Here is a 25229-nt window from a genome sequence, read left to right on the forward strand (position 1 = left end):
AAAGTAGGGCTGCCGCCCAGCAAAAATATTTGCTAATGCGACAGCCCCTTTTTATAATCACTTTACTTAGATCAATATAACGTATTCGCAAAATATATATCAAACATATTTGGAAAACAGGTACACTGGAAAGTTGATGATTAAAGCTTGGTTACGTTAGTAGCCTGCGGTCCCTTAGCACCGTTAACAACTTCGAACTCTACCTGAGCGCCTTCCTCAAGAGACTTGAAGCCTTCCATGTTCAGTCCGGAGTAGTGAACGAATACATCGTTGCCCTGCTCGTCGCAGATAAATCCGTAACCTTTCTGGTTGTTGAACCACTTTACAGTACCTCTGTTCATATGATACCTCCAAAAAAATATAAAAAATAGTGATGGTCGCATGGATTTACGACCTGTTCCAAGAATAGCATAGTTTCATATTGATGTCAAACGTTTTCGCATAAAATTTCTGGAAATTCAGACATTTAAAAATAGTTAAATTTTTGTGGAAAATAAGGGCATTTGTTACTGTACACACATGTGTGCCCAGTAACGGGTATTTTCCAGAAAGCCGCGAAAGAAAGTGGGGTTGTCAAACCAGAATACGGGGGGTAAAATAGGAGGAAAGAAAAGGGGAAAGAGGTAGGAAAATGAATTATATTTACAATGCGTATCATCATTTTTTGACGATCACGAAACATAAATGCGAGGTCATGAAAAACTGCTTTGCGGTAGGGCTGTACCGCCAGGGACTTCTGCACGACCTCTCCAAGTATTCCTGGGAGGAATTTGTGACCGGCGTTAAATATTATCAGGGAAACCGCAGCCCAAATGCGGCGGAAAAAGAAGAAAAGGGCTATTCGGCGGCATGGCTGCACCACAAGGGACGCAACAAACATCATTTCGAATACTGGATCGATTTTGCACCGGACAAGTCCTGGGGGCTTGTCGGCAATAAAATGCCCCTTCGCTATCTGATCGAGATGGTAATGGACCGGATTGCCGCGTCGAAGGTTTATAAGGGAAAAGATTATACGGATGCGTGTGCGTGGGAATACTTTGAAAGAGGCAGAGATTTTGTCGTGATGCACCCGAGGACAAAGTACCAGCTGGAATATCTCCTCACGATGCTGAAAGAGCAGGGCGAGGAGAGAACCTTTGCGTTCATCCGGGCGCTGCTTGCGCGGGAGAGGGCGAAAGAACAGGCAGTCCGGAGAAAACGGATGGGACACGTGATCCGGGAGATAAGAGAGCGTGGACGGGTGCTGTAATTTATAAGGACAATTCTCTCAGATAATTATGTAAGTACAGCACTGCCGTCTCTGGATCTGTGAAAAGCTGTTCTGAATACGGCACAAACAGCTGCTTACTCTTATAGTCTGCTTTCAGGCATTCATGCCACATCGGAGTGCCATCTGCAAGAAGCGGTTGCGGCACAAACAGCCCGGCTGCGCGGGTGTAGCACGTTTTGGCGGTTGCCTTCTTGCGGGCGGAGCGATCCACATACTGACCGACACTTTTGTGGATGGCGCAGTCCTCGTAGATCATATAGTAATAATTCTCATAATCGCTGTAAAATCGTTTCAGTTCCCCGGAATATAATGGGAGGTCGAGCGTCAGGCGGTTTCCTTCCGCCGACAGCTCCAGCTCACCGATAGAAAACTGGAATCCACTTGTCAGAGAGACGGGGCTTTCATAGTGAAGCAGCAGGTGCTTTTCTGAGTTTCCGTCCGCATATGGGATATCACGGCTTTCTGAACCTTTGAAAGAAAAATCGCCGGTCAGAAAGTCCGGGTAGGCGAGAATCGGCAGAATCTGCGGCATTCCCTTTAAGTCATCCTCGTTATGGAGAATCAGAAGGTGTTTCAGCAGCTCAGAGTGCGTCTGTAAATATTCACCGTAAACCTCGATGAGCTGACCGCCGTTGTACTTATCTTCGCGGGCAATGCCGAGGAACCGCTCGATGCTTTTCTGTTTCAGATTTTCAAGTCCCAGCAATTTCTTTAATGGGCGTATTTTCTTATAAATATCAAAACTTTCAACCGCTTCAAAATTCCAGTCCTTTTTATAAAAAACACAGCGTTTCGTCAGAAATGGAATGTCAAACCCGTCGCCGTTGAAATGGACGAGGATGCGCTTTGTCCGGAGAAGTGCAAAAAAAGCGTCGAGAACCTCTTCCTCCGCATCCCTCGTCTCGGCAAAATACTGGGTCAGAATCCAGGTGTTTCCGTCGTGCCAGACGCAGCCGATCAGATAGACCGAGGCGTAGTCGCCGGAAAAGCCGGTTGTCTCGATATCGAAAAAGAGCAGATCGGAGATAGCTCCTAACCGTTTGGGCGGATAAGAGGAAGTAAAGGTCAGCGGATTTTGAATGGTGATCATTTGGCAGTATCCTCCTGTGTCGGTTTATAATGTCCGCCCCAGATCCGCATTGCGTCGGGGATTGGTTTCAGACTGTAACCTATGGCGTTATTATAAATTCATCGGAAGTGAAAAGCAACCGTTTAAAATGACAAAACAATAACACAGCCGGTATCGTGAAATATCCGTTCTGGCAGTTGAGTAAAAAGAAAAACAATTTGTAAACCTTCAGTGGTACAAGTTTGGCAATCTTTTGAAATTCCGATATACTAGAAAATGTCGGAAGTGACAGCGGGAAATGTGGTTGTACCAATATGGCAATTCGGGAATTTTTGGCGGAAAGACTGGCAGATTATGAGATCCCGCGCGAATTTGCCTTGCTAAAGGAGTTTCCAAAGACTGAAAGCGGAAAGATTCGTAAAAAAGAACTGTGAAAATTGCTTTTTCTTGTCGAAAAAAGAAAAAGATTTATTGTGCAAAATGACAAAGGTGACGTTGACAAAATTGGAAAAGAGTGGTATATTTACATACAGCAATCAAACTATTTAATGTAACGGTTGTGAACGTGACCGGAGAGCTGCTTTCTGTGGGGGAAAAGCGGCTCTCTTTTTATATATGTTTGACTTTTTGTATAGTGACAGCTACAATAAATTCGTAACTGTTCAGTACCTTCACAGTCACGCGCAAAAATCCATTTAAAATTGCCTACGGCAATGGGATTTTTGCCTGCTGGTCCATGTTTTCGTACGGTCAGCGCAGTAAATGCGCAGACCTATTGAACAGTTGCTATGTTTTTAAAAATTATTTATAAGGGAGACAAACCATATGATAAGAGATGGCTTTATCCGGGTTGCCGCGTCAACGCCGGAAGTGAAGGTGGCAGATGTAGAGTACAACCGGGAACAGGTTTGTGAACAGATAGAGGAGGGGTGCAAAAAGGGCGCTTCGATTATGGTATTTCCAGAGCTGGTGCTGACGGGATATACGTGCGGTGAGCTGTTTATCCAGAAATCGCTGCTGGCGAAGGCAAAGGAAGAGCTTAGGAAACTGATCGCCTTTACAGCTGGCGATTCAATGCTTGTATTTGTAGGACTTCCGTGGGAATACAACAATAAATTGTACAATGTGGCAGCGGCGATCCAGGATGGAAAGCTGCTCGGTCTGGTTCCGAAGAGATGGATTCCAAACTATTCTGAATTTTATGAGGGACGTTATTTCAACCCGGGCTGGGAAAAGACAATCGACGTTTCCTGGGACGGTTATCAGGTGCCAATGGGAATGGAGCTTTTATTTTCCTGTGACAATGTGGAAAATCTCGTCGTGGGGGCGGAGATCTGCGAGGACGTCTGGGTTTTAAATCCACCGAGTATTGCACACGCGTCGGCGGGGGCAACGGTGATCGTCAACTGTTCTGCCAGCGATGAGGTGACAGGCAAGAGCGAGTACCGCAGAAGTCTGATCAGCGGTCAGTCGGCGCGGCTGCTCTGTGCGTATATTTACGCCAATGCGGGCGAGGGAGAGTCTTCCCAGGATCTCGTTTTTGGCGGCCAGAATATTATCGCTGAGAATGGCAATATCCTGTCGGAGTCAGCGCGATTTGAGAATCAGACGATCTACGCAGATATCGATTTGGAACGTCTGGAATGTGAGCGCCGCCGGATGACGACCTATCAGACAGAAGGCCGTGAGGATTACCGGTTTGTAAGCTTTACGCTGGATCGGAAACCGCTTGCGCTGGAGCGCGCGATCGATCCGACCCCGTTTGTCCCACACGATGCGGGCAGCCGGAACCGCCGCTGCGAGGAGATCCTTTCGATCCAGGCGATGGGATTGAAAAAACGTCTCAAACATACCGGATGCCGCCATGCTGTCGTTGGTATTTCAGGCGGTCTGGATTCAACGCTGGCACTTTTAGTAACCGTGCGCGCCTTTGATCTGCTGGGGATTCCGCGTGAAAATATCCTGTCTGTGACGATGCCGTGCTTTGGTACGACTGACCGGACGTACCAGAATGCCTGCCAGCTCACGAAAAAGCTGGGTGCAACCTTGAAAGAAGTCGATATCCGAGAGGCAGTTACTATCCATTTCCGTGACATTGAGCAGGATCCGTCGGTTCATGATGTAACGTATGAAAATTCACAGGCACGCCAGAGAACGCTGGTTCTGATGAACCTTGCCAATAAGATCGGCGGTCTTGTCATCGGTACCGGCGATATGTCGGAGCTGGCGCTTGGCTGGGCGACCTACAACGGCGATCATATGTCGATGTACGGTGTCAACTGCTCGGTTCCGAAGATGCTGGTGCGCCATCTGGTGCGCTATTATGCAGATACCTGTGGCGAGAAAGAGCTTTCTGATATTCTGCTGGATGTACTGGATACGCCGGTCAGCCCGGAGCTTCTGCCGCCGGAGGAGGATGGAAAGATCGCGCAGAAAACGGAGGATTTGGTTGGTCCTTATGAGCTGCATGATTTCTATCTCTACTATATATTAAGATTCGGCTACCGTCCGGGCAAGATTTACCGCCTGGCGCGTCAGGCATTTGACGGTGCTTATGATAAGGAAACGATCCTTAAATGGCTGAAGGTGTTCTACCGCCGTTTCTTCAACCAGCAGTTTAAGCGTTCCTGCCTGCCGGATGGTCCGAAGGTAGGTTCTGCTGCAGTATCGCCGCGCGGCGACCTGCGTATGCCGAGCGATGCGTGCAGCCGCCTGTGGCTGGAGGAGCTGGAAACACTGGATGAGGATTGCGTTTACGGAGTGCCGGAGACGAAAGCGGCAGGAGGCAGCCTGTGATCGCGAGCACGGGCAACGCCCGTGTCAGAGCGGTGACGGCGCTTGCAAAGAAAGCAAAAGCAAGACGGGAACAGGGCGTCTTTTTGGTGGAAGGTCCGAAGATGTTCGGGGAACTGCCGGTGGAGAAACGCCGCGAAGTCTATGTGTCGGAAAATTTTCTGCGCCAGCAGGGGGAAAGAGCAGAAAAACTGCTGGCTGGCTGCCGGTATGAGACGGTGACGGATGAGGTCATGCGCCATATGTCGGACACCCAGACACCGCAGGGGATCCTGGCGGTAGCGGAACAGTTTTCCTATCAGCTTTCAGATGTGCTGAAAAATAGCCCGGACGGAAAGGCACCGGAGCTTGTGATTCTGGAGACATTGCAGGATCCGGGTAATCTGGGAACAATCCTGCGTGCCGGAGAGGGGGCGGGTGTGACAGGCATCATTCTTGACCGAGGTTCAGCTGATATTTACAGCCCGAAGGTCATCCGTTCCACGATGGGCTCGATCTACCGGGTGCCGTTTATCTACACGGACGACCTGCATCAGACGATCGGGGAAGTAAAAAAGCAGGGAATCCACCTCTATGCGGCGCATTTAAAGGGGAAACATAACTACGAAGAAGAAAATTATACAGGTCCGTCCGGCTTTCTGATCGGAAATGAAGCAAATGGTCTGACCGAGGAGACGGCGGCGCTTGCTGACGCGTGGGTGAGGATTCCGATGGCTGGAAAGGTTGAATCCCTCAATGCAGCGGTGGCGGCTTCGGTGCTGCTGTTTGAGACGGCACGGCAGAGACGGCAGTAAATTGCATTTTTTGAAACAATGTTTTAAGCCGGATAGTTTGTGCAAATAGAGAGCTGTGAAGAAATAAATTGAACTGCAGATCGATATGTTCCATTAAGAAGTTTGTAATAAAACCGTAAGTTCAAAAACAGAGCTGATTGGTTGATAAATGTCAGAAAATATCGTATACTAGTTTTAAGATATCAGGGTCAAAAGACCTATATGGAAGGAGGGGATGACATGGCAGTATGGTGTGTCTGGCTGGCGGTGTTTGTAGTGTGTATCGGGCTGGAAGCAGCGTCGATGGCGCTGACTTCGATCTGGTTTGCTGGAGGCGCTCTGATTGCGTGTGTCCTGTCGATCGCGGGAGTGAATCTTTACATTCAGCTGGCAGTGTTTGTCGTTGTTTCATTCCTTCTTTTGTATTCAACAAGACCATTGGCACTCCGGTATATCAATCAGAAGACGGTGCGGACCAATGTGGACGCGCTGGTGGGTAAAAAAGCGCGGGTAACCGCAGAGATTGATAACGACGAGGCGAGAGGAACGGCGATGGTGTCCGGCCAGGAATGGACGGCACGCTCGGCGGATGGAAGCCGGATTCCGAGGGATACGATGGTACAGATTCAGGCGGTCAGCGGCGTCAAGCTGATTGTCAGCAAATGTAAGGAGGAGTAGGAAATATGGGAGCAGTTATCAGTTTTCTTGTCATTGCGATTGTGGTACTTCTGATTTTGTCATCCTGTATCCGGATCGTGCCGCAGGCACAGGCATTAGTCGTAGAGCGTCTGGGTGCTTATCTGGAGACATGGTCGGTTGGCGTGCATTTCAAGGTGCCGTTCATTGACCGCGTGGCAAAAAGAGTCATTTTAAAAGAGCAGGTTGTAGATTTTGCACCGCAGCCGGTTATCACGAAAGATAACGTTACGATGAAGATTGATACGGTTGTATTTTTCCAGATCACGGATCCGAAGCTGTTTGCTTATGGTGTTGAGAATCCGATCATGGCGATCGAGAACCTGACGGCGACCACCCTTCGAAATATCATCGGTGATCTCGAACTTGACCAGACCTTAACCTCCCGTGAGACGATCAACACGAAGATGCGCGCTGCACTCGATGTGGCGACAGACCCGTGGGGAATCAAGGTAAACCGTGTTGAGTTGAAAAATATCATTCCTCCGGCAGCCATTCAGGATGCGATGGAGAAACAGATGAAGGCAGAGCGTGAGCGCCGTGAGTCCATTCTCCGTGCCGAAGGCGAGAAGAAATCGACGATCCTGGTAGCCGAAGGTAAGAAAGAGTCCGCGATTCTGGAAGCAGAAGCAGAGAAGGAAGCGGCGATCCTGCGTGCAGAAGCACAGAAGGAAAAGATGATCCGCGAGGCAGAAGGTGAGGCGGAAGCGATCCTCAAAGTCCAGAAAGCGGAAGCAGACGGACTTCGCTTCATCAAGGAAGCAGGCGCGGACAATGCAGTGCTGCAGCTCAAGAGTCTGGAGGCATTTGCCAAAGCAGCGGACGGCAAGGCAACGAAGATCATCATCCCGTCCGAGATCCAGGGCATTGCCGGTCTGGTAAAGGGTCTGACGGAAGTTGGCACGGATGTTCAAAAGGCAGAGTAGCCGGGAGTGAGCGGCTCTAAGTTATAAAAAGAAGGTATAAGAAAAGGCTGGTGGTTATGTGAAGCAGGAACCGCAGCCTTTTTCGATTTCTTTTTTGACAAGCCTGCGGACATTCGGTATAATATCCCATAGTGATATGTATACCCATATATGTTGATGAAAGGGTATATGCAAGAAGCTATGTACTATATGAAGAATGAGGCTGTTGTTTGCGAATATAAGTAAGGAGTGGATGCGTTGAACTTGCAGGAAAAAAGAAAGAAAAGCGCGAATATCGCGTTTGCCCTGGATATGCTTCATATCGTAGTGGGTATATTGATCGTGATATTTGCGGTTCTTGCGTTTCTGAACCCGGATGAAAACCGGATTTTGTTTCCGGTAATCTTTCTTCTGGCGGCGGTACTGAATTTTGCCAATGGCTATGACCGCTATCGCCGGGGAAGGGGAAGAAAGCATCTGCGGACCGGCGGAATGATCCTGATGGCAGTGGGAGCAGGATTGTTCCTTTTATGTATTGTCAGTACACTTACAATATGGTGGGGGTAATAAAAGTGAAAACAGAAGTTTTGCGAATGTTAAAAGAAACGGATGATTACCTGTCCGGACAGGAGATCTGTGAGCGTTTAAATGTATCACGGACGGCAGTCTGGAAAGTTATCAAACAGTTGGAGGCAGAAGGATATGAGATAGAGGCGGTCCGGAACCGCGGTTACCGGCTGCGTTTCCTGGGCGATGTTCTCAGCCAGGCAGAGCTGGAGAGCAGCATCGACAGCGAGTGGGCTGGAAAAAATATTTTATATTTTGACGAGACAGATTCAACCAATACCGAGATCAAGAAAGCGGCGGAGAAAGATGCCCCGCACGGTACGCTGGCAGTCGCGGATTATCAGTCGATGGGAAAGGGACGCCGCGGAAGAAGCTGGGCGGCGCCGCATGGCGTCGGCATCTGGATGAGCCTGCTTCTGCGCCCGGAGCTTCCTCCGACCTGCGCGTCGATGCTGACGCTGGTGGCGGCTCTGGCAGTTGCCGACGGGATTCGGGAGGTTTGTGATCTGGAGGCAAAGATCAAGTGGCCGAACGATATCGTCGTCAATGGAAAGAAGGTCTGCGGTATCCTGACCGAGATGAGCACGGAATTAGAGTGTATTAATTATATCGTGACTGGTATTGGTATCAACGTGGCAAATCACGAGTTCCCGGAGGAGATTCGGGATGTGGCAACGTCTCTGTATCTGGAGACAGGAAAAGAAGTGCGCCGCAGCCAGCTTATCGCCGCGATCATGCGTGCGTATGAGGGATATTATGATAAATTCATGAAAAACCAGAACATGAAATCCCTGATGGACGTTTATAACAGCCGTCTGGCAAACTGCGGTACACAGGTGCGCGTCCTGTCTCCGGGCAATGAGTATACGGGCATAGCGCTCGGAATTGACGAGATGGGCGAACTGCTGGTCCGCACAGAAGACGGAAAGGTATGCAAGGTGATCTCAGGAGAGGTATCTGTCCGGGGCATTTACGGATATGTATAAAGATTTTTATGCGTCGTTAAAGCCTTTAGAGGGGGAAATACCGTATGCGGAAGAAGAGAGGCTGGCGGCATCCGGCGATCCATTGCTCTCCTGGTACCGGAAAAACCGGCGGCTCCTTCCGTGGCGGGAGAATCCGGAACCGTATTCGGTCTGGATTTCGGAGATCATGCTGCAGCAGACACGGGTAGAGGCGGTCAAACCGTACTTTGCCCGTTTTATGGAAGCACTCCCGGACATCACCTCGCTCGCACAGGTGGACGAAGAGCGGCTTTTGAAGCTGTGGGAGGGACTTGGGTATTATTCCAGAGCCCGGAACCTAAAAAAGGCAGCGGTCTGCCTGATGGAAGACTACGGCGGTCAGATGCCGGCGTCGCGGGATGAGATATTGAAACTTCCGGGCATCGGAAGTTATACAGCCGGGGCAGTTGCGTCGATCGCGTATGATCTGCCGGCTCCGGCGCTGGATGGAAATGTGGTGCGTGTTCTGACACGCCTGTTTGCTGACCCACAGGACAGCACGAAGCCGGCGCTTCGAAAGAAATATGAGCGGCGCCTGGAGGCGGAACTTGTGCGCCGGACGGAGGAAAGAGATTCCTATTTGTTAGCCGGTGATGATGCCGGTGAGGTTTCAACGGCATCACGGTCAGAAGAGCTATTTCATCCAGGTGAATATAATCAGGCATGGATTGAGTTGGGCGCGCTTGTCTGCATCCCGGGCGGACGTCCGCTCTGTGAGAAGTGCCCGCTGGAATCCCTTTGTCTGGCGCACCGGCGGGGAGAGGAGGAGCAATATCCGGTCAAGCCGCCGAAAAAGCCGCGCCGGATCGAGGAAAAAACGGTCTGCCTGATTGAGTGGGAGGATACGGTGGCGATCCGCAAGCGCAGCAGCAAGGGATTGTTGGCGTCCCTCTACGAATATGTCAATCTGGACGGAAAAAAGAGTGCGGCGGAGGCAGCGAAAGAACTGGGGATCGCGGAGGCGGATATCAGGGAAACCGAGGATCTGCCGGATGCAGTCCACATTTTTTCCCATGTTGAATGGCATATGTGCGGACGCAGAATCCGCCTGAAACGGGCATCCGGTTATCAGGATAAAGCAGTTTTGATGGTGTGCCGGGCACAGCTGCAGGATCGCTATCCGATCCCCAATGCATTTCGCGTGTATACAAATATATTAATATGAAATACTGTTAGTGTGGGGGAGCAGGAGAAATGGCGATTATGAAAAAAATGCTTTTTATCATCAATCCGAGATCTGGCAAAGAACAGATTCGAAGTCGTCTTCTTGAAATTTTAGATAGTTTTGTAAAGGCGGGCTATGGACCGTCTGTTTATATTACGCAGGGCCCGAAGGATGCGGAGTATCAGGCGGCACGTGCGAAAACGAAGGAACTGGTCGTGTGCAGCGGCGGGGACGGTACGCTCAACGAGGTGGTATCGGGGCTGATGACGATCACCCCGGAAAAGCGCCCGGAGTTAGGATATATCCCGTCGGGTTCCACGAATGATTTCGCATCCAGTCTGGGACTTCCGAAAAATATGCGGAAAGCGGCGCAGACAGCTGTGCGGGGAAAACCATTTCTGGTGGATGTCGGTGTATTCGGTAAAAACCGATATTTCGTCTATGTGGCGGCGTTCGGAGCATTTACGGAGGTATCCTATTCGACCCCGCAGGAGACGAAAAATATTTTGGGGCATCAGGCATATATGCTGGAAGCTATCAAACGCCTGACAGGGCTTAAATCCTACCGGATGCGCCTTACGTGGGAACATCTGGGGGAGCAGAGAGAATTGGAAGAGGAATTTATTCTGGGAATGGTGACCAATACGACCTCGATCGGAGGTTTTAAAGGACTGGTTGGTATGGACGTGGCGCTGGATGACGGGGAGTTTGAGGTGCTTCTGGTCCGGAAACCGCGCACGCCGCTTGACATTGCAAGTATTGCTGCTTATCTGATTCAGAGAGAGGGCGAAAATGAATGCGTATTCAAGTTCCGCACCTCGAAACTGACGGTACAGTCGGAGGAGCTGGTGGACTGGTCGCTGGACGGTGAGTTTGGTGGAAGTCAGACAGAGGTCGTGATTGAAAATAAACCAAGAGAGATTGCGATCAGGGTGCCTGAAGTTACGGTTCGCGGATAGGCACTTTTGGAACCGAAAGTGCCGTAAGAAAACGTGGTGGCAGCAGGAATTTGCCGTATTTAAATGCGAAGCCACGGCAAATTGCGTTGCTGGGCACGTATGCGTGAACAGTAACTGCCTAAATAGAAATAGATCGAAAAATTTCGAAAATTGTTGAAAAATAGAATTTAATCGTATATAATGTACTTTCGGGATATTGCAGGGAAAGGTGCAGGGAAATAAGAGCACACAAACAATCGAGGGACAATATCACGTTAGATATAAAGAAACTTCTAAGCGAAATAAATCGAAAGGACGTTAATTCGTGGAGAAAGAAAATTTTTTAGGTAAGTTAAGGAAACTGGTAGAGTTAGCAAAGTCCAAGCAGAACGCGCTGGACGTGACAGAGATCAATAACTTTTTTATGGGCGATAATCTGCAGACAGAGCAGATGGAGCAGATTTACAATTATCTGGAGCAGAATAATATTGATGTCATTCCGGAGGTGATCGATGATTCGATCCTCAAGGAAAATGATTCGATGCTCGATGATGATGTGGATGATGAATTCCTCAAGAACGAGGAAGAGGATATCGATCTGGATGCGATCGATCTGTTAGAGGGAATCGGCACGGAAGATCCGGTCCGCATGTACCTGAAAGAGATCGGTACTGTTCCGCTTCTGAGCGCGGAGGAGGAGATCCGCCTTGCAAAGCGCAAAGCAGAGGGTGATGTGAATGCAAAAGAGCGCCTGATTGAGGCAAACCTGCGCCTGGTTGTCAGCATTGCAAAGCGCTATACAGGACGCGGCATGAGCTTCCTGGATCTGGTTCAGGAAGGCAATCTGGGTCTTATTAAGGGCGTTGAGAAGTTTGATTATACAAAGGGTTATAAGTTAAGTACATATGCGACCTGGTGGATTCGTCAGTCTGTTACAAGGGCTCTGGCGGATCAGGCGAGAACTATCCGTGTCCCGGTGCATATGGTAGAGACGATCAACAAGATGTCCAAGATGCAGCGTAAGCTGACGCTGGAACTGGGCTATGAGCCGTCGGTGGCAGAGCTTTCCGAGGCGCTTGGCATGTCCGAGGATAAGGTCATGGAGATCATGCAGATCGCACGTGAGCCAGCTTCCCTGGAAACCCCGATCGGTGAGGAAGACGATTCCAATCTGGGTGATTTCGTAGCGGACGGCAACGTGGTAACGCCGGAAGGGAATGTAGAATCTGTTATGCTGCGTGAGCATATCGATGCATTGCTTGGAGACCTGAAGGAGAGAGAGCGTCAGGTTATTATTCTCCGGTTTGGTCTGGAGGACGGACATCCGAGAACCCTGGAAGAGGTCGGAAAAGCATTCAACGTAACGAGAGAGCGTATCCGCCAGATCGAGGCAAAAGCACTTCGTAAATTAAGAAATCCGGTCCGGAGCAAACGGATTCGCGATTTCCTGTAAGAGTTGTATCATTTTGATAAAAAGGGAAATTTGTTTGGAATTTCCTGAAAGGTTTAATAAAAAGATAAAGCAGTTTGTACCCGTCCGTGGGTACAGGCTGCTTTTTCAAGTTTTGAAGAATATGAATTATTGTGCATATCTTCATATGACGTCTAAGGATGAAAATGATGTTTGTCAGGAAAGAAGCGTTTCGGATAGAAGTATCGCGTGCTGGAAGGAAAATGCACGGACAGATGGGAACTTATAGAAAGAGGAGAGAAAAATGTCGGAACCAATGAAAAATCCGCCAGCCAGAAAGACACAGACGGCGAAACGGAATTATCAGAAAGAAATGGAAAAAGTGCTGGATGCAGCAGTCCGGGACGGCAGAGTTCCGACTTTATTTCTCCACAGCTGTTGTGCGCCGTGCAGCAGCTACGTGCTGGAATATCTGTCGCAGTATTTTTCGATTACGGTGTTCTACTACAATCCGAATATTTCACCGAAAGAGGAATATGAGGCGCGCACGGAGGAGGTACAGCGGCTGATCCGGGAGCTTCCAGCGGTGCATCCGATCCGGTTTGTAGAAGGAAAGTACGACCCGGAATGCTACTATGAGGCAGTCCGGGGGCATGAGAAGGATCCGGAGGGCGGCGAGCGCTGCGGTATTTGTTTTGAGATGCGCCTCCGGGAAGCGGCGAAGCTGGCAGCCGAGGGCGGCTATGACTGGTTCACGACGACCCTCACGATCAGTCCGCTCAAAAATGCCGGGCGCCTCAATACGATCGGGCAGGCGATGGGAGAAGAGTATCATGTGGCATTTCTGCCGTCGGATTTCAAGAAAAAAGAGGGATATAAGCGCTCGATCGAGCTGTCGGCGCAGTATCATCTATACCGGCAGAATTACTGCGGATGCGTGTTCTCGAAGCGGGAGCGTGAAGAGCAGATGCAGAAGGAGAGGCAGGAAACATCGTGATTTGCGGGGCGATATGTTTGGTCGAAGATGAGTTTATATGGATGATTGCCTGTAGCTGTGAAAGTATGAATCGGCTGTGAGGGGAAAAAAGTGGTACTGTTCACAGGTAGGCACTTTTGGAACCGAAAGTGCCGTAAGAAAACGTGGTGGCAGCAGGAATTTGCCGTATTTAAATGCGAAGCCACGGCAAATTCCGTTACTGAGCACGTATGCGTGAACAGTAACAAAAAAGTTATAAGAAAAGATGGAAACAGAAAGGAAGAAACGCAATGTACCGCTTATGTATATTTGATTTGGATGGAACTCTTTTAAATACGGTTTATGCGCTGACTTATGTGACAAATTTAACATTGGATGCATTCGGACTGCGCCATGTCACACCGGAGGAAACGAAACGGATCGTGGGAAATGGCTATCGGATGCAGATGAAGCGTGCGCTGATGCTGGCAGGGGATGAGAAGCTGGTTCATTATGAAGCGTCGCTTCCGATTTATATGGAGAATTTCTCTAAATACTGCCTGAAAGACGTAGAGCCATATGACGGTATCCGGGAGTTGCTGGCGTCGTTAAAAGAGATGGGTGTACATGTGGCTGTTTTTTCGAACAAGCCGCATGAGCAGGCAATTGTGAATATTGAGACATTCTTTGGGAAAGGATATTTTGATGTGGTGCGCGGCGAGCAGGCGGGAACGCCGAAAAAACCGGCTCCAGACGGGGCGTTCGCCATCTGCCAGGAACTGGGTATAAAACAGGAAGAGTGTCTGTATCTGGGCGATACGAATACAGATATGGAAACTGGGCTGAATGCCGGAATGGACACGGTCGGCGTGCTCTGGGGCTTCCGTGACCGGGAAGAGCTGGAAGGCTGCCATCCGCAGTATATTGTGGCACATCCGTCGGAAGTAGCGGAGATTGTGAAGAAAAAGAATGAGTCACATGGAAGAATGGAGTAGTGTCTGTGTTTGTTCATAGCTTTGAAAAGAGAAACAGTTGTGAAAGAAAATGATATTTGAAATAGTAATTCGAAATGTTTATTGAAAAACATTTACTGAAATAGAAGAAGTTAAGGGTAAAAAAGAAATATGGTAAAACACAAGAATGGATTTAAATGTAAATGGATATCATGGATGCTTGCTTTTTTGATTGTCTTTTCGTGTGTTCTTACAGCGTGTACGCCACGGCGGGGAACTGCATCGTCTGATTCATCGTCGAATCCGTTAAAAGGGGCAGATGCGTCTGGTGATACGCGCTTAAACGTTGTGACGACGCTATTTCCGTATTACGATTTTCTCCGGCAGATTGCCGGGGATTCGATCCGGCTGACGATGGTTGTTCCGGCGGGCATGGACAGCCATTCGTTTGAACCGACACCGGCGGACATGATCACAATCCAGAATGCAGATCTGTTAGTCTGCAACGGCGGCACGATGGAACAGTGGCTTTCGCAGGTGCTTGATTCCTTCGAGGAGGGAACCGGACCGAAGCGCGTCGTGACGATGATGGACTGCGTGGATGTGGTGCAGGAGGAGATCGTCGAGGGCATGGAAGATGGAGAGTCGCACGATCATGGACATACGCATGTTCATGCAGATGGAACGGTTCATGCGGGTGATCACGATCATGAGTCGGAAGATCATGCTCACAGTGAAGAAGAACATGAGCCAGAGGACCATGTTTACAGTGAAGAAGAACATGAGCCAGAGGACCATGTTTACAGTGAAGAAGAACACGACACAGAAGAGCATATTCACAGCGAGGATGAGCATGATATGGAAGATGTGGCGGTTCATGATGAAGATCACGCTCAAGAGTATCTGGATGAGGACGATGGTCACGGCGTCGAGATTGAATATGACGAGCACATCTGGACGTCCCCGGTCAATGCGAAAAAGCTGGTCGGCGTGCTGGCGGAGGTGCTGGAACAGGAAGATCCGGCGCACGCGGCTTCCTATGCAGAAAACTGCACGTCCTATCAGGATAAATTGACGGAATTGGATGCAGAATTCAGAGAAGTTGTCTCCCATGCCAAGCGGCGTCTCGTCGTTTTCGGTGATAAATTTCCACTCCGGTACTTTTTCGATGAGTATGGGCTGGAATACAGGGCGGCATTTTCAGGATGCAGTACGGATACGGAGCCGAGTGCCAAGACCATCGCCTACCTGATCGATAAGGTGCGGGAGGAACAGATACCAGCCGTCTATTACCTGGAGCTTTCCAGCCCGCGCGTGGCGGAGATCATCGGGGAAGAGACGGGCGCGGAACCACTGTTGTTCCACTCCTGCCACAATGTGACGAGACACCAGTTTGATTCGGGCGTTACCTATCTGGAATTGATGGAGCAGAACGTAAAGAACTTGAAAAAGGGATTGTCATAAAAATAATAGATGATTATGGGAAAAAGTCTTTAGCCATGGTGAATGTTTATGACAATAGAAGAGTAGAGCAGTAGTGAAAGGAATTATAGATGGGATTACTCTTAAAATGTGAGCATGTAGGTTTTGGTTATGAAAACCAGGATGCGGTGCTGGATGTGAACCTGGAGGTAAATGAGGGCGATTACATCTGCATTGTCGGGGAAAATGGTTCGGGAAAAAGTACCCTGATGAAGGGCATTCTGGGACTTTTAAAACCGACTTCGGGCAGGATTGAATATTCGGAAGAATTAAAAAAAGCCGGTATTGGTTACCTGCCGCAGCAGACCGACGCGCAGAAGGACTTTCCAGCGACTGTGTTTGAGGTGGTTATCTCCGGGTGCCTGGGAAAACGCGGCAGTCGCCCGTTTTATTCGATGAAAGAAAAGAAAGAGGCGCGGGCAAATCTGGATCGTCTGGGAATCCGTGATCTGGAAAAAAGCTGTTTCAGAGAGCTTTCCGGCGGTCAGAAACAGCGTGTTCTGATCGCGCGGGCGCTCTGTGCGACGGATAAGCTGCTGATTCTCGATGAGCCGATCACGGGACTCGATCCGTCGGCGATTCTGGACTTTTACCAGCTGATCCGGAAACTGAATCAGGAAGAAAAGGTTGCAATCCTGATGGTTTCCCATGATATGGCAAATATTGTGCATCAGGGAGGAAAAATTTTGCAGATGCGGCAGAAGCCGCTGTTCTGGGGTACGATGAAAGAATATGTGAAGAGTGAGATTGCTCATTCTTTCCTGGGACGGGAAGAGCTGGCAACTCTGGGGCACAGATGCGGAGTGCCGATGCAGAAGGATGGAATCAGGAAGATGCAGAAGCCGGAAATGGGTTCGGAAACTGATTCTGAAACGAAACAGCATTTGAAAGACAGAAATGCGGAGAAGGAGGTGTAGAAGATGGGAATTATATCTGAAATGTTATCATACCCGTTTATGGTGCGGGCGCTGATCGGCGGTCTTTTAGTCTCTCTCTGCGCCTCTCTGCTGGGTGTCAGCCTGGTGCTCAAACGCTACTCAATGATTGGAGACGGTTTATCCCATGTTTCGTTCGGATCCCTTTCGATTGCACTGGCGGCAGGCTGGTCACCTTTAAAGGTTTCGATTCCGGTGGTCGTGCTGGCGGCATTTTTCCTGCTGCGGCTCACAGAACATGGAAAAGTAAAGAGTGACGCTGCGATTGCGATGATCTCGGCCAGTGCGCTTGCAATCGGTATTATCGTAACTTCCCTGACAACCGGTATGACGACCGATGTCAGCAGCTATATGTTTGGAAGCATTCTCGCGATGAGCCGGGAAGATGTCCAGTTTGCGGCGGTGCTTTCCATGGTGGTGCTTGGATTATATCTTTTTTGCTATAACAAAGTATTTGCGGTTACCTTTGATGAAAGCTTTGCCAAGGCGACCGGCGTCAATGTGTCGCTCTATAACGTGCTGATAGCGGTTCTGACCGCGATCACGATCGTGATTGGAATGCGGATGATGGGCGCGATGCTGATCTCCAGTCTAATTATTTTCCCGGCGCTGACCTCTATGCGGGTGTTCAAGAGCTTCCGGGGGGTGGTCATCGCATCGGGGATTCTGTCGCTGATCTGTTTCTTTGGAGGAATGGTGATGTCCTACACGTACTCAACACCGGCGGGCGCGAGCGTTGTTGTGGTGGATCTGGCGGCGTTTCTGCTCTTTTCGCTGATACAGAGAGGGATATCTGCTACTGCCCGCAAATAGGATGTTTTTTGTAGAACATACACATTCTGTATGCTCATGTTTCTGTTCACGGGTAGGCACTTTTGGAACCGAAAGTGCCGTAAGAAAACGTGGTGGCAGCAGGAATTTGCCGGGGAGTGGTTGACAAATAAAATGGCTTGCGGTTATAATAATATCCGGTTGCCGGAATGGGCAGATCGCCAGCAAAAGCTTGCAGAGTTGCTGGTCGGCGATAGAAAACGAAAATCGAATAGCTTGTCTAAGCGTTAAAGAGACTATAGGGTTTGTACTGTTTCTGAGATAAACAGTAAAGTCCGTAGTCTCTTTTTTATTTGATAAGAAATGCTTTGCAGAAGAAACCCAGGTGTTTTTTTTGCGAAGAATGTCTCAGAAACGCTCATGAAAAGTGAAAAACAAAAAAGGGAATGGAGATGGAAAAATGGATCAGACCTACATGAAAGAAAAACCAGTTGTCCCGCTGCTGCTTTCGATGGGAATCCCGGTCATCATATCGATGATCGCCGGGGCACTCTACAATATTGTGGACAGCATTTTCGTGGCAATGATCAGTGAGGACGCGATGACGGCGGTTTCGCTTGTCTATCCGATCCAGAACCTTGCGCACGCAGCCGGGGTTGGGTTTGGCGTTGGTATCAATGCGATGGTGGCGAGACGCCTTGGCGAAGGAAAAACACGGATGGCGAACCAGACAGCATCGCAGGGAGTATTTTTAAGTGCCTTACATGGAATGATTTTAACGATTTTAGGAATGGCGGTGATTCCGTATTTCCTGCGGATGTTTACGAGCGATGAGGTAACGATTTCCTACGGACTGACGTATTTTTGCAATGTGTTTCTGTTTTCAACGATCGACACGATGGGAATGGCATATGAAAAGGTCTACCAGTCGGTTGGAAAGATGAAAATATCGATGGCAGCCGTCTTGATTGGATGCGTCGTCAATATCGTGCTGGACCCGATCTTTATCTTTGGATTAGGCCCCATGCCGGAACTGGGAATCCGCGGTGCGGCGTGGGCGACAGGAATCGGGCAGACGGCGTCGCTGCTGTTTTATTTGATTTTAAACCATGTGAAACCGTTAAATGTGGAGATTTCGCTGCGGGAAATGCGTCCGTCGAAGGAGATCTGCGGCGGTATGTATTCAGTCGGAATCGCGGCAACACTCAATATGGCGCTGACATCCCTGCTTCTGACGGCGCTCAATGCGATCCTGGCACCATTTTCGCAGGTATATATTCTGGTGCTGGGTGTTTACTACAAGCTGCAGGCACTGCTTTATCAGGGAGCCAGCGGCGTGGTGCAGGGAATGCGCCCGCTGATCGGTTACAATTACGGTGCAGGCGAGCAGGAGAGGGTGAAAAAGATCTTCCGCGCGGCCTTCATGATTGTTGGCATTATCATGACAGCGGGAACCCTGCTTGGCGAGCTGGTGCCGGATTTCCTGATGGGGCTGTTTACGCAGACGCCTTCGACGGTGGAGATCGGCAGAACGGCGCTCCGGCTCATCAGCCCGGGCTTTGTCATGTCAACGGTTTCCGTCATTGCTTCTGGCGCGTTTGAGGGACTTGGAATGGGACTTAAATCTCTGAAAATTTCCCTGATGCGCTATGCTGTGATTATCATTCCGATCGCATTTGTGCTCAGCCGGATCATCGGTCCTATCGGTGTCTGGCACGCGTTCTGGCTGGCAGAGCTTATCACGGCAGTGTATGCTGGGGCGAGCTGGAAGCGGACGATTACTGTGTCTTTATAGGGCGTTTTTGGTCTCAAAAAGGCTGCATATATGTGAGGCTAAAAAAGTTACTGTTCACACGCGCCCAGTAACGGGATTTTGCCGATGCTTGACTTTACTAGGTATTTGTGTAAAATAATAAGTGGCTGATCGGAACTTCGGCAGATTCGGGCGATGTAAAGCTATGCATTGCCGGGATGCCAGGTACCGGGCGGACAATGATTTACAGTCAGTACACATTTGTACAGAAAAGAAGGTAAGTAAAATGACAAAGATTGATATTATTTCCGGTTTCCTGGGTGCAGGAAAGACTACGTTTATTAAACAGCTTTTAAAAGAAGCAATTTCAGGCGAGAAAGTCGTTCTGATTGAAAATGAATTTGGACAGATCGGCATTGACGGCGGTTTTTTAAAAGACGCTGGCATCGAGATCCGTGAGATGAACTCCGGCTGTATCTGCTGCTCTCTGGTCGGCGATTTTGGACGTTCCCTCGAGGAAGTTCTGACCAAATATCAGCCGGATCGTGTTATCATCGAGCCGTCAGGCGTCGGCAAGCTGTCTGATGTTATGAATGCAGTAAAAAATGTAGCTTCTGAGATTGAGGTTATGTTAAACAGTGCGGTTACCGTGGTAGATGTCAACAAATGCCGTATGTATATGAAGAACTTCGGTGAGTTTTTCAACAACCAGATCGAAAATGCAGGCACGATCGTGTTAAGCCGTACCGATGTAGCGGATCCGAAGAAGGTACAGGGCGCGGTTGAGATGCTTCGCCAGCACAATGCAAAGGCAACCATCGTGACCACTCCATGCAGCGAGCTGACCGGCGCACAGCTTCTTGAGATGATCGAGCAGGAAGATGATATGGCAGAGGAGCTGATGAAAGAGGCAAGAGAGCATATGCATGAGCATCATCACCATCATGATCATGACGATGACTGCGATTGCGGCTGCCATGACCACGATCATGAGCATCACCACCATGACGATGACTGCGACTGTGGCTGCCATGATCATGATCACGAGCATCATCACCATCATGATCATGACGATGACTGCGATTGTGGCTGTCATGATCACGATCATGAGCACCATCATCATGACCATGATGATGACTGTGGCTGTCACGATCATGACCATGAGCATCATCATCACGACCATGATGACGAGTGTGGCTGTGGCTGCCATGACCACCACCACGATCACGAAGGACACCATCATGCAGATGATGTATTTACAAGCTGGGGCTTGGAGAATGTCGGCGTGATGAAGAAAGAAGATCTGCAGAAGATTCTGGATGATCTGGCTTATGGTGATAAATACGGCGAGGTTCTGCGTGCGAAAGGCATGGTTCCGAGTGAAGAAAAGGGCGTATGGCTGCATTTTGATATGGTTCCGGAGCAGGCTGAGATCCGTGAGGGAGCACCGGATTTTACCGGAAAGGTGTGCGTGATCGGTGCCGAGCTGGACGAAGAGGGTCTGAAGGCAGCGTTCAACGCGTAAATACAAGGAGAATGAACTATGAATGAAGATAAGATGCCGTTGTTTCTCATCAATGGTTTTCTGGAAGCTGGAAAAACCCAGTTTATTAAATTTACAATGCAGCAGGATTATTTCCAGACCGAAGGAAAAACACTTCTGATTGTCTGCGAAGAGGGCGAGGAAGAGTATGATGAGGAGCTTTTAAAGCAAACTCATACAGCGGTTGTCTATATAGAGGAAGCGGAAAAGCTGACGCCGGAATACCTACAGGATCTGGAGCTCCTTTACAATCCGGAGCGAGTTCTGATGGAGTGGAACGGTATGTGGAATCTGGATGCCCTGAAACTTCCGAACGATTGGGATCTGTATCAGCAGATTACGATCATCGATGGTTCCACATTTGATTTATACCTGCAGAACATGAAACCATTGATTGGTGCCATGGTCCGCAACACGGAAATGATTATCATGAACCGTTGCGACGAGATCGAGGATCTGGATGTATACCGCCGTACTTTAAAGGGCATGAACCCGCAGGTTCAGATCGTATTTGAGGACGCAGAGGGCGAAATTGAGGAAGTGACCGAAGCGGATCTTCCGTTTGATGTCAATGCCGAAGTGATCGAGATTCCGCCGGAGGCATATGGTATCTGGTATATTGATGCGATGGATAAACCGGACCGTTACCGTGGAAAGACTGTTGAATTTACCGGCATGGTACTGAAAACCCCGGATTTCCCGAAGAACAACTTTGTTCCTGGACGTATGGCGATGACCTGCTGCGAGGCAGATATGACGTTCTTAGGTTTCATGTGCAAGGCAAAAAATGCCCGTCTGCTTGAGACGAAAGACTGGGTCAAAGTACGTGCCCGCGTAGAATATGAGTATATGCCGGAGTATGAGGGCGAAGGTCCGATGCTTTATGCAGATTATGTGGAAAAGGCAGAGCCGATTGAGGAGATTGTGCAGTTCTAAGATTTGCAACGGAAAGCTGTGCTTGAAAGAAAAGGTGTGCCCCGGAGTGTGGAAGACTCCGGGGTTTTTAAAAAAGAAAGAGAAATCGAGCATTCGTTCGATTTCTCTTTCTTTTATTTAAAATTGGATTACAGTCTTATCTTACTCCGTCATCTTCGGCACCGGAGTAGGTCTTGACCGGTCAAATACCTCGTTGACATCAAACAGGTCACTCAAATGATCGCCGCCGACTCCACTTTCCGGAAGGTCGTAATACATCCGGTAGCCGTCGAGGTTCCGGCGCCCCTGTCGCATATAATCGTCGCCGATCTGGACGAAATACTGGGAGGAATCTACGTTACAGAAGTAACGGAATCCCTTGTTGTACAGGTACTGGAAGCGCTCGCTGCTTGTATCATACGGATGCCAGTCCCCAATATCGCTTCCAAACGGGAAGAGGATGATATCACACGGACCGGTCAGCGTTTCGACTTCATTTGCCCATTTATCGGTATCTTCACGGAATTTATCCATTGGGATCGTACCCATGTTGCGGTGGCCCCAGCTGTGGGAGGCAATTTCAAAACCGTCGTCGCGCAGGCACTGGACGACTTTTGCTGCGTTGGCGCGTTCTTCCTCAAAGTTGAAATCCGGGTGTTCCGCTTTGTACTCGTCAGTATTGTAGGCGGAATCGGTGCGGTAACCCAGGATGCCATTGTAACCGGTAAAAGCAATGCACGCTTTTGCGCCGCGGTAGGAGAAATCCGGGTGCTCTTTGATGAAATCATCCAGTAACGGCACCAGATCATAGGAACCGACGGAAACAGAACCGTCGTCCATCTTCATCTCGTTCGTTGGCTTGCCATCCTCGCCGATAATCATACGGGAGGCAAAGCCATCGCCATCCATGTATTCGTAGTAGCAGACATCATCCTGTGACATGACGAACGGTTTCTTACCTTCCGGAAGCATGATATCGCCCTCCTGGAAATGCCTGGAACCGTCCTCTGCGGTCACCTCATATGCTACATCGTGCAGACGTACCAGAACGAAACCGCGCTCATACATCGACTGGAGAATCTTCATAAATTCATCCTTGGTCGTCATGACCTGATTATAACCCTTTTCGCGGCTGTCGCCGTCAAATGCTTTCGAGGTATCCATAATCAGTGTATGGAAGAATACATGCGTTACCTTACGCGGATCAGCGCGCACCAGTGTTTCTTTGGTGGCGTTGTATTCGTCGATCGCTGCCGTCACGGACTCGTCAGATGCGTATGTACTGCTGGACAGGAGATTGATTGCCCCGTCATAGTCATAACCGTCTGCCAGAAGCTTTGCCTGAGCGATGACACCCTCGAGGCTGTCATCAGCAGGTGCAGATGCATTATCAAGGGAAATTACTCCATTTTCAGAATCCGTTTCGGTTGTCGCTGGAACCGAAGATACATGTGCTGCCGGAGAGCGGCGCACCCAGAGGAACGCGGCAATTCCAAGCAGTACAATCAGAATGCCGATTAAAATTAAATACGGAAGTTTAGAGGAACCGCCGTGCCGTCGCCTGGAACGTCCGCCACGTGCAGAAAATCCAACGCTTCCAAGGGAGGAATTTCTTCTCATCATAGTTTTCACCTTTTGTTTATTCATATTTATCTGTCGTTTTTTGCGTCAGATAGTAATAACAGGCCGAGAAAGTTTGCCACCGACTCGACACAGCAAGAAAGAGAGCGGAAAACGTTTTTATAAGCCTGTCTGTGTTCTTATAGTATACCATAAAAAGGAAAGGTGGTCTATGACAGTTTCTTACAATTCTCTTTGGCATAGGGACGGGCGGATATGCCATATCTTGAGAAGAGAGTATGTGCAGACGGAGGAAGATATGAATGAAAAATGTATCATGCAGGGAGAGGCGTGGTATTTGAAATGGAAGCGTGTGGAAAAATGGTGTTGGTTTGTGAAAAAGAAGCTGTTTCGGGAAAAAGAATGTATGTGTTGGGACGAAGGGGGCAGAGACAGGAGAAGAGAGTATTTAAATAAAAATGCTTGGAGAGGGCTGGCAGCGATTGGTGTAGCGGTTGTGCTTACGATGGGAGAATGTGTGTCAGGCATACAGCTTGGAATTGGTGAATTGGGGGGAAATAGTATGCTCACATCTTACGCGGAGGAACTGTGGATTCCCGTTTCAGTAACCGCAGAGACAGCGCAGGCAGCAGAAAATGCCGCTGAGCTTCCCGTCCAGGCACCGGAGGCGATTCTTATGGAGGCCTCCACCGGAACTATTTTGTATGAAAAAAATGCGGACGAGGCGCGAAATCCAGCCAGCGTGACGAAGATTATGACGCTGCTTCTGATTTTTGATGCGTTACATTCGGAAAAAATTCATTTGCAGGATGAGGTCACGACCAGCGCGCATGCGAAATCCATGGGGGGATCCCAGGTGTTTTTGGAAGAAGGGGAGGTACAGACGGTCGAAACGCTGATCAAGTGCATCGTCATTGCATCGGGAAATGATGCCAGTGTGGCAATGGCAGAGTATATCGGCGGCAGTGAGGAGGCATTTGTTGCGATGATGAACGAGCGGGCGAAAGGGCTTGGAATGGAGACAGCAAAGTTTGAGGATTGCTGTGGTCTGACGGCGTCTACGACGCACGCGATGTCGGCGCGCGACATTGCCCTCATGTCGCGGGAATTGATCACGAAGTATCCGGAAATTTTTCAGTATTCAACGATCTGGATGGAAAATATAACGCACCGGACCAAGCAGGGAGAGAAAGAATTTGGACTTTCCAATACGAATAAGCTGCTGAAAATGGTGACAAATTTTGAGGTGACGGGACTGAAAACAGGTTCTACATCGCTGGCAAAATATTGCCTGTCCGCAACCGGGCGGAAGGATGGCGTTGATCTGATTGCCGTCATTCTGGCAGCACCGGATTATAAGGCGCGGTTTGCGGATGCGGTCACATTGTTAAATTATGGGTTTGCAAATTGTCATCTTTACAAAGATGAGAATCCGGGAGCTGTGCCGGAAACGACGGTGGCAGGCGGCATCCAGGAACAGGTTGCAGGGCGTCTGCGGGGAACCTTTTCTTATCTTTCGATGGGAGGAGAGAATCTGGATGGAATCGAAAAAGAGTGGATGATGGAAGAATCCCGCAAAGCGCCGATTCAGGAGGGCGATGTGATCGGACATCTGGTTTACCGGCTGGATGGACGGGAATTGGGAAGTGTGGAGATAGAAGCGGCAGAAACGGTGGAGAAAGCGGGGCTTTGGGACTATTTTAAGAAGGTAATGGGAGTGTTTGCGGCATAGAAATAAAGAGCTGTC

At 49.3% G+C, this 25229-nt stretch carries 21 protein-coding genes and 1 pseudogene; 19 read left to right on the plus strand and 3 right to left on the minus strand.

Going from position 1 to position 25229, the window contains the following annotated elements; all coding sequences use genetic code 11:
* Positions 1 to 140: 140 nt before the first annotated feature.
* Positions 141 to 341: a cold shock domain-containing protein gene (locus tag DW720_RS06845; protein WP_022359797.1), complete on the minus strand. Its 201-nt coding sequence runs from the start codon at positions 339 to 341 to the stop codon at positions 141 to 143.
* A gap of 290 nt (positions 342 to 631) precedes the next feature.
* Between DW720_RS06845 and DW720_RS06850 the strand changes: the two genes are divergently transcribed.
* A complete protein-coding gene (locus DW720_RS06850; RefSeq protein ID WP_243099712.1) occupies positions 632 to 1252 on the plus strand; it encodes a DUF5662 family protein in 621 nt (206 codons plus the stop codon).
* A 1-nt stretch (position 1253) separates the two neighbouring features.
* On the opposite strand, the gene DW720_RS06855 is transcribed toward DW720_RS06850, so the two are convergent.
* Positions 1254 to 2363: a ribonuclease H-like domain-containing protein gene (locus tag DW720_RS06855; protein WP_118523527.1), complete on the minus strand. Its 1110-nt coding sequence runs from the start codon at positions 2361 to 2363 to the stop codon at positions 1254 to 1256.
* Positions 2364 to 3170: 807 nt separating this feature from the next.
* On the opposite strand from DW720_RS06855, the gene DW720_RS06865 reads away from it, so the two are divergent.
* From DW720_RS06865 to DW720_RS06950, 17 genes and pseudogenes are all read left to right on the plus strand, one after another.
* The gene (locus DW720_RS06865; RefSeq protein ID WP_182436530.1) at positions 3171 to 5138 is read left to right on the plus strand and encodes an NAD(+) synthase; all 1968 of its coding nucleotides are present in this window, start codon (positions 3171 to 3173) and stop codon (positions 5136 to 5138) included.
* Complete coding sequence (locus DW720_RS06870) at positions 5135 to 5929, plus strand: RNA methyltransferase (protein ID WP_118749411.1); 795 nt, start codon at positions 5135 to 5137, stop codon at positions 5927 to 5929. Before DW720_RS06865 ends, DW720_RS06870 begins: the two co-directional genes overlap by 4 nt.
* A 219-nt stretch (positions 5930 to 6148) precedes the next feature.
* Positions 6149 to 6586, plus strand: coding sequence for an NfeD family protein (locus tag DW720_RS06875; RefSeq protein WP_118481789.1), 438 nt, complete (start codon positions 6149 to 6151; stop codon positions 6584 to 6586).
* 5 nt (positions 6587 to 6591) lie between these two features.
* Entirely contained in the window at positions 6592 to 7530 is a 939-nt protein-coding gene (locus DW720_RS06880) for an SPFH domain-containing protein (protein ID WP_022359803.1), read from the plus strand.
* Between the two features lie 237 nt (positions 7531 to 7767).
* Complete coding sequence (locus tag DW720_RS06885) at positions 7768 to 8076, plus strand: DUF6637 family protein (RefSeq protein ID WP_022359804.1); 309 nt, start codon at positions 7768 to 7770, stop codon at positions 8074 to 8076.
* 5 nt (positions 8077 to 8081) lie between these two features.
* Positions 8082 to 9062: a biotin--[acetyl-CoA-carboxylase] ligase gene (locus DW720_RS06890; RefSeq protein WP_118749412.1), complete on the plus strand. Its 981-nt coding sequence runs from the start codon at positions 8082 to 8084 to the stop codon at positions 9060 to 9062.
* A complete protein-coding gene (locus tag DW720_RS06895; protein WP_118749413.1) occupies positions 9055 to 10245 on the plus strand; it encodes an A/G-specific adenine glycosylase in 1191 nt (396 codons plus the stop codon). Before DW720_RS06890 ends, DW720_RS06895 begins: the two co-directional genes overlap by 8 nt.
* Positions 10246 to 10283: 38 nt before the next feature.
* Entirely contained in the window at positions 10284 to 11204 is a 921-nt protein-coding gene (locus DW720_RS06900) for a YegS/Rv2252/BmrU family lipid kinase (RefSeq protein ID WP_118293271.1), read from the plus strand.
* A gap of 304 nt (positions 11205 to 11508) precedes the next feature.
* The gene (gene rpoD, locus DW720_RS06905; protein ID WP_022359808.1) at positions 11509 to 12636 is read left to right on the plus strand and encodes an RNA polymerase sigma factor RpoD; all 1128 of its coding nucleotides are present in this window, start codon (positions 11509 to 11511) and stop codon (positions 12634 to 12636) included.
* 262 nt (positions 12637 to 12898) lie between these two features.
* Positions 12899 to 13591, plus strand: a complete 693-nt coding sequence (locus DW720_RS06910) for an epoxyqueuosine reductase QueH (RefSeq protein ID WP_022359809.1) — start codon at positions 12899 to 12901, stop codon at positions 13589 to 13591.
* Between the two features lie 269 nt (positions 13592 to 13860).
* Positions 13861 to 14544 carry an HAD family hydrolase gene (locus DW720_RS06915; RefSeq protein WP_118683983.1) on the plus strand — a complete coding sequence of 228 codons (684 nt, stop codon included), beginning with the start codon at positions 13861 to 13863 and terminating at the stop codon, positions 14542 to 14544.
* Positions 14545 to 14673: 129 nt separating this feature from the next.
* Entirely contained in the window at positions 14674 to 15966 is a 1293-nt protein-coding gene (locus DW720_RS06920; protein WP_118749414.1) for a metal ABC transporter substrate-binding protein, read from the plus strand.
* Positions 15967 to 16055: 89 nt separating this feature from the next.
* Positions 16056 to 16757, plus strand: a pseudogene (locus DW720_RS06925) (ABC transporter ATP-binding protein); the annotation flags it as partial.
* Between the two features lie 147 nt (positions 16758 to 16904).
* On the plus strand, positions 16905 to 17732 hold the full coding sequence (locus tag DW720_RS06930; RefSeq protein WP_118637013.1) for a metal ABC transporter permease: 828 nt from the start codon (positions 16905 to 16907) through the stop codon (positions 17730 to 17732).
* 418 nt (positions 17733 to 18150) lie between these two features.
* Complete coding sequence (locus tag DW720_RS06940; protein ID WP_117796422.1) at positions 18151 to 19485, plus strand: MATE family efflux transporter; 1335 nt, start codon at positions 18151 to 18153, stop codon at positions 19483 to 19485.
* 244 nt (positions 19486 to 19729) lie between these two features.
* Positions 19730 to 20968 (plus strand): CobW family GTP-binding protein, encoded by a 1239-nt coding sequence (locus DW720_RS06945; protein ID WP_118293267.1) that lies wholly within the window; start codon positions 19730 to 19732, stop codon positions 20966 to 20968.
* Positions 20969 to 20986: 18 nt separating this feature from the next.
* A complete protein-coding gene (locus tag DW720_RS06950; RefSeq protein ID WP_022359817.1) occupies positions 20987 to 21922 on the plus strand; it encodes a GTP-binding protein in 936 nt (311 codons plus the stop codon).
* A gap of 141 nt (positions 21923 to 22063) precedes the next feature.
* Here DW720_RS06950 and DW720_RS06955 read toward each other — a convergent pair whose 3' ends face one another.
* Positions 22064 to 23524 carry a polysaccharide deacetylase family protein gene (locus DW720_RS06955; protein ID WP_117796424.1) on the minus strand — a complete coding sequence of 487 codons (1461 nt, stop codon included), beginning with the start codon at positions 23522 to 23524 and terminating at the stop codon, positions 22064 to 22066.
* 223 nt (positions 23525 to 23747) lie between these two features.
* On the opposite strand from DW720_RS06955, the gene DW720_RS06960 reads away from it, so the two are divergent.
* Positions 23748 to 25214 (plus strand): D-alanyl-D-alanine carboxypeptidase family protein, encoded by a 1467-nt coding sequence (locus tag DW720_RS06960; protein ID WP_347560707.1) that lies wholly within the window; start codon positions 23748 to 23750, stop codon positions 25212 to 25214.
* Positions 25215 to 25229 lie beyond the last annotated feature (15 nt).

It is taken from the genome of Clostridium sp. AM27-28, from assembly GCF_003480955.1.
Lineage (GTDB): Bacteria > Bacillota > Clostridia > Lachnospirales > Lachnospiraceae > Otoolea > Otoolea fessa.